We start from the raw sequence: 10,105 nt of genomic DNA on the forward strand, positions 1-10,105 counted from the left end.
TCCCACAGGGAAATCACAGGGCTCAGGATCTGTGCCGAACCTGTGGGAGCCGGCTTGCCGGCGATGAAGGCGCCTCGGTCTCAGATGGAAACCACAAAGAAAGAAACGATCAGCGCCAACCCGGCAAACCACACCAGCGAGCGCAACGCCGCCCAGTCCGCCAGGTAGCAGATGATGTACAGCAAGCGGCTGGTGACATACATCACGCCCAGCACATCCTGCGTCACCTGTTCGGCATTGCCGACGACATCCGCCACCAGCACCGCCGCCGCGAATGCCGGAAACGCTTCGTAGCCGTTCTGCTGCGCGGCATGGGCACGGCGCGGCAGCCCCGACAGTGTGTCGAGGAAGGCACGCGGATCATGATTGTCTTTCAGGCCAAAGCGGCCGCTACTGACTTTGGCGATCAGCGCACAGAGCGGTGGCAGTACCAGCGCGATCAGGATGCACCACAGGGCAACGGTCATGCTCATGACTCCTTGTTCGAAAGTGGGTTAGAGCTTCATCACCAGCATGCCTGCCAGGACCAGCCCGCAAGCTAGGAGTCTTGGCCCGCCAAAAGGTTCTTTGAGGTAGCGCATACCCAGCAGCACCACCAGGATCACGCTCAATTCACGAAGCGCCGCCGCCTCGGCCACCGACCCCAGGTGCATGGCCCACAGCACCAGCGCATAACTGAGCAGCACGCACACACCCACCGCCACGCCCAGCCGCCATTGCGTGCGCCAGAACAGCACGAACGGTGCCCGCCGCGCCACGCTGGCCAGCAGCGGAAATGGCCAGGCACTGAGCAAGGTCAACCACACCAGGTAATCCCAAGGCTTGCCCCATAACCGCACCGCCTGCCCGTCGAACCAGGTGTAACAGCCGATGCACAGGCCGATCAGCGCCACTACCGGCAACATCGACCAGGGCAACCGATCCCCGCCGCCGCCCTGCCACAACAAGCAGGCCATGCCGCAAGGAATCAGCAAAATGCCGATGATCTGCTGCTGGCTCAGCGACTCGCCGGCGAACGCCAGGGTCAGCCCCAGCACCACCAGCGGCGACAGCCCGCGCATCAGAGGATAGACCAGGCCCAGATCGCCCACCCGATAGGCCTGGATCAGCAGAAAGCGATACAGCTGCTCAGCCAGCGCCGAGGCCAGCAGCCAGGGCCAGATCTCGGCCGGGGGGAAGTCGGTGAACGCCACCGCGACCACGGCGAAAACCAGTGCCACGGTGTCCATGCTGGCGATGACCAGCAGGCGTTCGCCGCTGAATTTGATCAGGGTGTTCCAGGTCGCGTGCAGCAGGGCGGCGATCAGAACCAGGGAAGTTGCCAACACGCGGGGCGCTCCTTGCAGTCAGAGCAGGCAACGATACAACGCTTCTTGCCCGCGGGGTGCCATTGAACGAAAAGAACAAATCCGGTCAAACCTGTGTCCCGACGCCGTCGCCAGGTCATCAAACCAGTGCCCGATGCCTCTCGGGTACGCTTTGGAAGCCTTTGCTACAGGACTCAGGATGCTTGAATTAGTTGCCGCGTTTATCTGCCTCACTACCCTCCTCACCTACGTCAATTACCGTTTCATCGGCCTGCCACCCGCCATCGGCGTGATGGTCACGGCACTGTTGTTTTCCCTGATGCTGCAGGGCCTTAGCCTGATTGGCTTTCCTGGCCTGGAAGAGCGCGTCGAAGGGCTGATGAACCAGATCGATTTCAATGACCTGCTGATGCACTGGATGCTGTCGTTCCTGCTGTTCGCGGGTGCACTGCACGTCAACCTGACGGACCTGCGCAGCTACCGCTGGCCGATCGGGCTGCTGGCCACCTTCGGCGTGCTGATCGCCACCGTGGTGATCGGCTATCTGTCGCACTGGGTATTCGCGATGTTCGGCTGGCAGGTACCGATGATCTATTGCCTGCTGTTCGGTGCGCTGATCTCCCCGACCGACCCGATCGCCGTGCTGGGCGCCTTGCGTACCGCCAACGCCTCCAAGCCGCTGAAGACCACCATCGTCGGCGAGTCGCTGTTCAACGACGGCACTGCAGTCGTGGTCTTCACCGTGCTGCTGGGCATCATCCAGCTGGGCGAAACGCCGAGCTTCTCCGACACCGCACTGCTGTTCGCCCGCGAAGCCATTGGCGGCGTGGCCTTCGGTGGGGTGATCGGGTACGCCACCTACCGCATGATCAAGAGCGTCGAGCAGTACCAGGTCGAGGTCATGCTGACCCTGGCGCTGGTCATCGGCGGCTCGGCGATGTGCTACGAACTGCACGTCTCGGCGCCGATCGCGATGGTGGTGGCCGGCCTGATCATCGGTAACCTGGGCCGCAACCTGGCGATGAACGACATGACCCGTCGTTACATGGACGGTTTCTGGGAGCTGATCGACGACATGCTCAACGCCCTGCTGTTCGCCCTGATCGGCCTGGAACTGTTGCTGTTGCCGTTCAACTGGCTGCACCTGGCGGCGGGTGGCGTGCTGGCGGTGGCGGTATTGCTGTCGCGGTTGCTGACGGTGGCACCGGCCATCGTGCTGCTGCGTCGCTGGCGCAGCGTGCCGAAAGGCACCGTGCGGGTGCTGACCTGGGGTGGTTTGCGGGGTGGGGTTTCGGTGGCGCTGGCGCTGTCGTTGCCGCAGGGGAGCGAGCGTGACTTGCTGCTGTCGATCACCTATATCGTGGTGCTGTCTTCGATTCTGGTGCAGGGGTTGAGCATTGGGCGGGTGGTGCGCAAGGTCAGCGTGCAACCCTGACATTCTGGGGCCGCCTTGCGGCCCAATCGCTGGCAAGCCAGCTCCCACAGGAAGTGCACAAGCTTCAAGAGCTGTGGGTAACTGTGGGAGCCGGCTTGCCGGCGATTGGGCTGCAGAGCAGCCCCAAAGCCATCACTCGACCGCCGAATCCGGGAACTGGTCCTGCACGTACTTGATCTCGGTCCGCCCGTGGGCCGCCGGCATGCCATCTTCGCCCAGGTTGACGAAGACCATGCGGTCTACCGTGAGGATGCTCTTGCGGGTGATCTTGTTGCGCACTTCGCAGCGCAGGGTGATCGAGGTGCGGCCAAACTCGGTGGCGGTGATGCCCAGCTCGATGATGTCGCCCTGGCGCGAGGCACTCACGAAGTTGATTTCCGACATGTACTTGGTCACCACGCGCTGGTTGCCCAGCTGGACGATGGCGTAGATCGCCGCCTCTTCGTCGATCCAGCGCAGCAGACTGCCACCGAACAGGGTGCCGTTGGGGTTGAGGTCTTCGGGTTTTACCCATTTGCGGGTGTGAAAGTTCATCAGTACTCCTGACCTGCTTGGCTAACGTGAAGTAATGATGGCAGAGCGGCGCCGGGCGCTCCATTGAACATCGACTATCGTCTCGATAAATCGACAGAAAGCCTTGGGTGTGTCACACAGCCACGGCTATAATCCCTGCCGATTCACATGGCAGCCATTCGCGGTGCCATGCCCGCCACCTGTCCGAGGGGCGCTGCAGCAGGCTCGGCCTGTCAGGCTCGGATGGGGCGTTGTCCGCTCAAGCGGACGCTTAACGCACAACGGCGCCCATTCGCACACTACGAATGGAGGCTCTCAATGAGCGCTGTAAACACGCCTGCAGGTTTTACCGATTTCAAAGTCGCCGACATCTCCCTGGCCGCCTGGGGCCGTCGCGAAACCATCATCGCCGAATCGGAAATGCCTGCCCTGATGGGCCTGCGTCGCAAGTACCTGACTGAGCAGCCGCTCAAGGGTGCGAAGATCCTGGGCTGCATCCACATGACCATCCAGACTGCCGTGCTGATCGAAACCCTGGTTGCCCTGGGTGCCGAAGTGCGTTGGTCGTCCTGCAACATCTTCTCCACCCAGGACCAGGCTGCGGCTTCCATCGCTGCCGCCGGTATCCCGGTCTTCGCCTGGAAAGGTGAAACCGAGGAAGAGTACGAGTGGTGCCTGGAGCAGACCATCCTCAAGGATGGCCAGCCATGGGACGCCAACATGATCCTCGACGACGGCGGTGACCTGACCGAGCTGCTGCACAAGAAATACCCGGCCGTGCTGGACCGCGTCCACGGCGTCACCGAAGAGACCACCACCGGTGTGCACCGCCTGCTGGACATGCTGGCCAAAGGCGAGCTGAAAGTCCCGGCGATCAACGTCAACGACTCGGTCACCAAGAGCAAGAACGACAACAAGTACGGCTGCCGTCACAGCCTGAACGACGCCATCAAGCGCGGTACCGACCACCTGCTGTCGGGCAAGCAAGCCCTGGTGATCGGCTACGGTGACGTGGGCAAGGGTTCGGCCCAGTCCCTGCGTCAGGAAGGCATGATCGTCAAGGTCACCGAAGTTGACCCGATCTGCGCCATGCAGGCCTGCATGGACGGCTTCGAGCTGGTCTCGCCGTTCATCGACGGTATCAACGACGGCACCGAAGCCAGCATCGACAAGGCCCTGCTGGGCAAGATCGACCTGATCGTCACCACCACCGGTAACGTCAACGTCTGCGATGCCAACATGCTCAAGGCCCTGAAGAAGCGTGCCGTGGTCTGCAACATCGGCCACTTCGACAACGAGATCGACACCGCCTTCATGCGCAAGAACTGGGCATGGGAAGAGGTCAAGCCGCAGGTGCACAAGATCCACCGCACCGGCGCTGGCGAGTTCGATCCGCAGAACGACGACTACCTGATCCTGCTGGCCGAAGGCCGCCTGGTGAACCTGGGTAACGCCACTGGCCACCCAAGCCGCATCATGGATGGCTCGTTCGCCAACCAGGTACTGGCGCAGATCTTCCTGTTCGAACAGAAGTACGCCGACCTGTCGGCCGAGAAGAAAGCCGAACGCCTGACCGTTGAAGTGCTGCCGAAGAAGCTCGACGAAGAAGTGGCCCTGGAAATGGTCCGCGGCTTCGGCGGCGTGGTTACCCAACTGACCAAGCAGCAGGCCGACTACATCGGTGTGACTGTCGAAGGCCCGTTCAAGCCGCACGCCTACCGCTACTAAGCGACAAGCGCCCGTCGGCATGCCGCCGGGCGCTTGTAGTCGTTGAATCTTGATCGATGCCCAAGCCAGGCCGGCCCCCACCGCCCTGGCTTTTACTTGCAGCTTGCGGCCCGTGGCTTGCAGCTGAGGAAACAGAGATGTCACAAGAACGCCGCTACAGTTTCGAATTCTTCCCGACCAAGACCGATGCCGGTCACGAAAAGCTGATGGGCGTTGCCCGCCAGCTGGCCGTCTGCAACCCGGACTTTTTCTCCTGCACCTACGGTGCCGGTGGCTCGACCCGCGACCGTACGCTGAACACCGTGCTGCAGCTGGAAAGCGAGGCGAAGGTACCTGCCGCGCCACACCTGTCGTGTGTCGGCGATTCCAAGGACGAGTTGCGCGCGCTGCTCACTCAGTACAAGGCCGCCGGTATCAAGCGCATCGTCGCCCTGCGTGGCGACCTGCCGTCGGGCATGGGCATGGCCAGTGGCGAACTGCGCTATGCCAGCGACCTGGTCGAGTTCATCCGCCAGGAAAGCGGTGACCACTTCCACCTGGAAGTTGCCGCCTATCCGGAAATGCACCCGCAGGCACGCAACTTCGAAGTCGACCTGGCCAATTTCGTGCACAAGGTCAAGGCCGGTGCAGACAGCGCCATCACCCAGTACTTCTTCAACGCCGACAGCTACTTCTACTTCGTCGAGCGCGCGCAGAAGCTGGGCGTGGACATTCCGGTGGTGCCGGGCATCATGCCGATCACCAACTACAGCAAGCTGGCACGCTTCTCCGATGCCTGCGGCGCCGAGATCCCGCGCTGGATCCGCAAGCAGCTGGAAGCCTACGGCGACGACACCGCCAGCATCCAGGCCTTCGGTGAAGAAGTGATCACTCGCATGTGCGAGCAACTGCTGCAAGGCGGCGCTCCGGGCCTGCACTTCTATACCCTGAACCAGGCCGACGCCAGCCTGGCGATCTGGAACAACCTGAAGCTGCCTCGCTGAAACTTTTTGGCAAGATCTCTTTCAGAAATGCTTAAGGCTTTAGTCATAGACTAAGGCCTTATTTCCTTTCTGGATCAAACAGGTCTTGCCTGAAATGCAACCGCGCTCGCCTTCCCGTCCACCACTGGTCTACCTGGCCTTCGGCCCGGCCACCTATCACCAGGAGGCCTGTTTCAGCATCGTCAGCGCCCTGGCGCACCTGGACGTGCATGCAGGCGAGACCCTGGACATCCAGGTCTACACCGACAACCCGCAGCCCTACGGCAAGTTGCCGGTCACCGTGCACGTGCTCGACGAAGCCACCCGCAACGCGTGGAACGCACCGCACGGCTATCACTTTCGCAGCAAGCACGTGCTACTGCGCCAGATCCTTGGGCAACACCCCCTGGCCGTGCTGATCGACACCGACACCTTTTTCCGCACCTCGCCCCTGCGGCTGTTCGAACGTGTCCGCCCCGGCCACATGCTGTGCAACTTCGTCGGTGCGCGCTATGGCGCCAACCAGACTTGCCTGCTGTACAAGAACCTGCTGGGTATCCTCAAGCAGCGCGGCCTGGCCGACTGCCAGATGCCGCTGGTGAACTCCGGAGTCATCGGGCTTACCGCCGAAGACGCTGCAACGCTCGACCAATCCATCGCCCTGATGGACGAGTTCTACCCGCTGGCCCGCTCGGCCTACACCCTGGAAGAGTTCTGCCTGGCAGTGGCTGCGTACCGCAAGCTCGAACTGGCCGAATGTACCGATGTCATCCATCACTACTGGAGCCGCAAGGCCCAGTTCCGCGCCAAGATCCAGGCCTGGTTGCGCAAGCATGACGACGATCCGCTGAGCGCGGCGGCGCTGGCCGATGTGTTGCTGGTCAATGATCAGCTGCCACGGCCACCCGCGCTGCACCGCCTGGGATACAAGGCTTTGAGCCTCACCCTGCCGAGCCACGAGCGGCAATTTGCGCGTGAATTGTTGTATGGCTGCTACCCCTACCCCAACGAATTCGACCGCGCCTGCGCCCCGGCCTGGTGGGACAAGGCGCTGGAAAATCTCAATGAGCGCAACGGGCGCATCGCGCCGGAAGAGTTGCGCCAGTGCCTGCGCCATCCGGGCTTGCGCTTGTCGCTGGGCGAGCGACGCAAGGACATCGAGGCACATCTGCTGAAAACCGCTTCCCACTGAGCCAGACTGGCCTTGCCCTGACCGAGCGCGTAATCTCGCGCCATGCCTGCTATCAACCGCCTGCTGTGTATCCTTCTGCTCGCCTGCCTGAGCCCGATGGCGCTGGGCGAGCGGTTGCGCCTGGTCAGCGACGACTGGGCGCCGTACATCTACCGGGATGCCGGCCAACCCAAGGGCATCGACTACGAAGTCACCAGCGAAGTGTTCAGGCGGCTGGGGGTCGAAGTGGAATGGCAGTTCCTGCCCTGGAAGCGCTGCCTGGCGATGGTCGAACAAGGCCTGGCCGACGGCGTGATGGATATTTTCCAGACCGACGCGCGCAAGGCCTACATGGTCTACCCGATGGAGCCCATGTCGGATGTCGAATTCGTGCTGTACCAGGCCAGCCGCCGGCGTCATGTCATCAGCCAGCTCAGTGACCTGCGCGACCTGACCGTGGGTACCTCGCCGGGTTATGCCTATGGCCCGGCATTCGAACAGGCGTCAGGTTTCAGGCGTGAATCGGGCCCCAGCCATGAAGCCAACTTCGGCAAACTCATGCTCGGGCGTATCGACCTGCTGGTGACCGACCGCAGGGTGGGGCGCTACCTGCGTCGGCAACTTGGCCTGGAACAACGGGTCGAAGAACTGCCCCTGGTGATCAGCCGCCAATCCCAATACCTGGGCCTGGCACGAAAGCCCGGGCGCGAACAGCTGGCCCAGGCCTTTGCAGATGAACTGCGACGGTTCAAGCAGGAGCCGGCCTTTGTCGCGATAATCGAACGCTATATTGGCGACTCCGGCCATCTTCCTGACGCCGTTGAGCAGCAGGAAAGCAGCACGCTGCAATAGCTCTGTTATACTCGGGCCTTCCCGCCCGGCTCACGCCCGGACGCTCGGCCTCGCAACAAGCATCCCGATCGGCATTGACGCCCCTTGGTGTCCACCCCCCGCTTCCCGGATGCGCAGTGAAAGCCCAGCTGGACCGGACGCGATCGCATCCCACCGATGCCCGTCGCGCCAGGCAGAATATCCCAACGGGCCCAGCCCACACGAGAACAGGATTGCCCATGTCCTTTGCTTCCCTCGGTCTCTCCGAGGCACTTGTCCGCGCTATCGAAGCTGCGGGCTACACCCAGCCGACTCCGGTGCAACAGCGGGCCATTCCCGCCGTGTTGCAAGGCCGCGACCTGATGGTTGCCGCACAGACTGGTACTGGTAAAACCGGCGGCTTCGCCCTGCCGATCCTCGAGCGCCTGTTCCCGGCCGGTCACCCCGACAAATCCCAGCGCCATGGCCCGCGCCAACCGCGTGTCCTGGTGCTGACGCCGACTCGCGAGCTGGCAGCCCAGGTGCACGACAGCTTCAAGGTGTACGCCCGCGACCTGCCACTGGTCAGCGCCTGCGTCTTCGGCGGCGTTGGCATGAACCCCCAGGTCCAGGCCATCGCCAAGGGCGTCGACGTGCTCGTCGCCTGCCCTGGTCGCCTGCTCGACCTGGCCGGCCAAGGCAAGGTAGACCTGGCCCACGTTGAAATCCTGGTGCTGGACGAAGCCGACCGCATGCTCGACATGGGCTTCATCCATGACGTCAAGAAGGTCCTCGCCCGCTTGCCGGCCAAGCGCCAGAACCTGCTGTTCTCGGCGACCTTCTCCAAGGACATCACCGACCTGGCCGACAAGCTCCTGCATAACCCGGAGCGTATCGAGGTCACCCCGCCGAACACCACGGTCGAGCGTATCGAGCAGCGCGTCTATCGCCTGCCCGCCAGCCACAAGCGCGCCCTGCTCGCGCACCTGATCACCCTGGGTGCCTGGGAGCAGGTGCTGGTGTTCACCCGCACCAAGCATGGCGCCAACCGCCTGGCCGAATACCTGGAAAAGCACGGCCTGAGCGCCGCCGCGATCCACGGCAACAAGAGCCAGAACGCCCGCACCAAGGCCCTGGCCGACTTCAAGGCCAACGCTGTGCGCGTACTGGTCGCCACCGACATCGCCGCACGCGGCCTGGACATCGACCAACTGCCCCATGTGGTCAACTTCGAGCTGCCGAACGTCGAGGAAGACTACGTCCACCGTATTGGCCGTACCGGCCGTGCCGGGCGTTCGGGCGAGGCCATTTCCCTGGTCGCGCCGGATGAAGAGAAGCTGCTCAAGAGCATCGAGCGGGTCACCAAGCAGAAGATTGCCGACGGCGACCTGATGGGCTTCGACCCAAGCCAGGTGGAAGCCGAGAAGCCTGAAGTACGCGAGCGCCCGCAAAACAGTGGCCGTGGTGGTCGCAACCAGCAGGCCCGTGGCGACGGCGGCAAAGACGGCAGCGGTGGCCGCAAGGACAAGGGCAAGGACAAAGGCAAGGCCAAGCCGCAAGCGGCGGAAAAGTCTGCCGACAAGGAAAAGGCGGGCGACAAGCAGCAGCCGCGCAAGCCGCGTGACAGGAAGCCGCGCGAGCAGCAAGCGAGCCAGGCCAGTGCACCGAAGGCGAGCGCCAACCGCGACCCGGAAGAGTTCCTGGACGACGACGTCGACAACTTCGGTAACCGCGCCGACTACGTCAGCCCCTACCAGAATGCCAAGAACCAAGGCCGCAACCGTCGCCCAGGTGGTGGTGCCGGTCAAGGTCAGCAAGGTCAGGCCAATGCCCCACGCAGCAGCGGTGGCGGTCAGGGGCAGGGCCAAGGCCGCAATGGCGGGCAACCCCGCAGCGCCAGCGGCGAAAAGCGCCCGCCGCGCAACAACAATGGTGGTGGTGGCCGTCGCGATGGCGGCGGTCGCAACCGCCCGGCCGGTCGCGACGATGCATTGCGCCAGGAACCGGCAGTGCGCAGCTCGCGTGAGCCGCAGAACCAGCCGGTGATCATCCGCAAGGAGTCCAAGCTCGACCGTTACCCGACGCCAGAGCAACTGGAAGACCTGCCGAGCCGCCCGCGTGGCGAGCGCCCTGCGCTGCTGACCCGCAAAGGCTGAGTCTGTACCGGCCTCATCGCCGG

The 10,105-nt window shown here is 63.2% G+C and carries 9 protein-coding genes and 1 riboswitch; of the genes, 6 read left to right on the top strand and 3 right to left on the bottom strand.

Translation table 11 applies throughout. From position 1 onward, the window contains the following. Positions 1-80 precede the first annotated feature (80 nt). Together PMI38_RS25505 and PMI38_RS25510 are read right to left on the bottom strand one after the other, a co-directional pair. Positions 81-467, bottom strand: a complete 387-nt coding sequence (locus tag PMI38_RS25505) for an MAPEG family protein (RefSeq protein ID WP_008100806.1) — start codon at positions 465-467, stop codon at positions 81-83. Positions 468-494: 27 nt separating this feature from the next. Then, positions 495-1,328: an EamA family transporter gene (locus tag PMI38_RS25510; protein ID WP_008100808.1), complete on the bottom strand. Its 834-nt coding sequence runs from the start codon at positions 1,326-1,328 to the stop codon at positions 495-497. A 178-nt stretch (positions 1,329-1,506) separates the two neighbouring features. Between PMI38_RS25510 and PMI38_RS25515 the strand changes: the two genes are divergently transcribed. Then, positions 1,507-2,742, top strand: coding sequence for a cation:proton antiporter (locus tag PMI38_RS25515; protein WP_008100810.1), 1,236 nt, complete (start codon positions 1,507-1,509; stop codon positions 2,740-2,742). A 132-nt stretch (positions 2,743-2,874) separates the two neighbouring features. Here PMI38_RS25515 and PMI38_RS25520 read toward each other — a convergent pair whose 3' ends face one another. Further along, the gene (locus PMI38_RS25520) at positions 2,875-3,276 is read right to left on the bottom strand and encodes an acyl-CoA thioesterase (protein WP_008100811.1); all 402 of its coding nucleotides are present in this window, start codon (positions 3,274-3,276) and stop codon (positions 2,875-2,877) included. A gap of 179 nt (positions 3,277-3,455) precedes the next feature. Further along, a riboswitch (S-adenosyl-L-homocysteine riboswitch) is annotated at positions 3,456-3,552 on the top strand. A gap of 21 nt (positions 3,553-3,573) precedes the next feature. Here PMI38_RS25520 and ahcY point away from each other — a divergent pair. The 5 genes from ahcY to PMI38_RS25545 all read left to right on the top strand — a co-directional run bounded on the left by ahcY (position 3,574) and on the right by PMI38_RS25545 (position 10,082). Further along, on the top strand, positions 3,574-4,983 hold the full coding sequence (gene ahcY, locus PMI38_RS25525) for an adenosylhomocysteinase (RefSeq protein WP_008100813.1): 1,410 nt from the start codon (positions 3,574-3,576) through the stop codon (positions 4,981-4,983). Positions 4,984-5,120: 137 nt separating this feature from the next. Continuing rightward, positions 5,121-5,966 (top strand): methylenetetrahydrofolate reductase [NAD(P)H], encoded by an 846-nt coding sequence (metF, locus tag PMI38_RS25530; protein ID WP_008100814.1) that lies wholly within the window; start codon positions 5,121-5,123, stop codon positions 5,964-5,966. A gap of 94 nt (positions 5,967-6,060) precedes the next feature. Continuing rightward, positions 6,061-7,137, top strand: coding sequence for a hypothetical protein (locus tag PMI38_RS25535; protein WP_008100815.1), 1,077 nt, complete (start codon positions 6,061-6,063; stop codon positions 7,135-7,137). 42 nt (positions 7,138-7,179) lie between these two features. Beyond that, the gene (locus PMI38_RS25540; RefSeq protein WP_008100817.1) at positions 7,180-7,968 is read left to right on the top strand and encodes a substrate-binding periplasmic protein; all 789 of its coding nucleotides are present in this window, start codon (positions 7,180-7,182) and stop codon (positions 7,966-7,968) included. A gap of 218 nt (positions 7,969-8,186) precedes the next feature. Further along, positions 8,187-10,082: a DEAD/DEAH box helicase gene (locus PMI38_RS25545; RefSeq protein ID WP_008100818.1), complete on the top strand. Its 1,896-nt coding sequence runs from the start codon at positions 8,187-8,189 to the stop codon at positions 10,080-10,082. Positions 10,083-10,105 lie beyond the last annotated feature (23 nt).

It is taken from the genome of Pseudomonas sp. GM84 (genome assembly GCF_000282535.1).
Lineage (GTDB): Bacteria > Pseudomonadota > Gammaproteobacteria > Pseudomonadales > Pseudomonadaceae > Aquipseudomonas.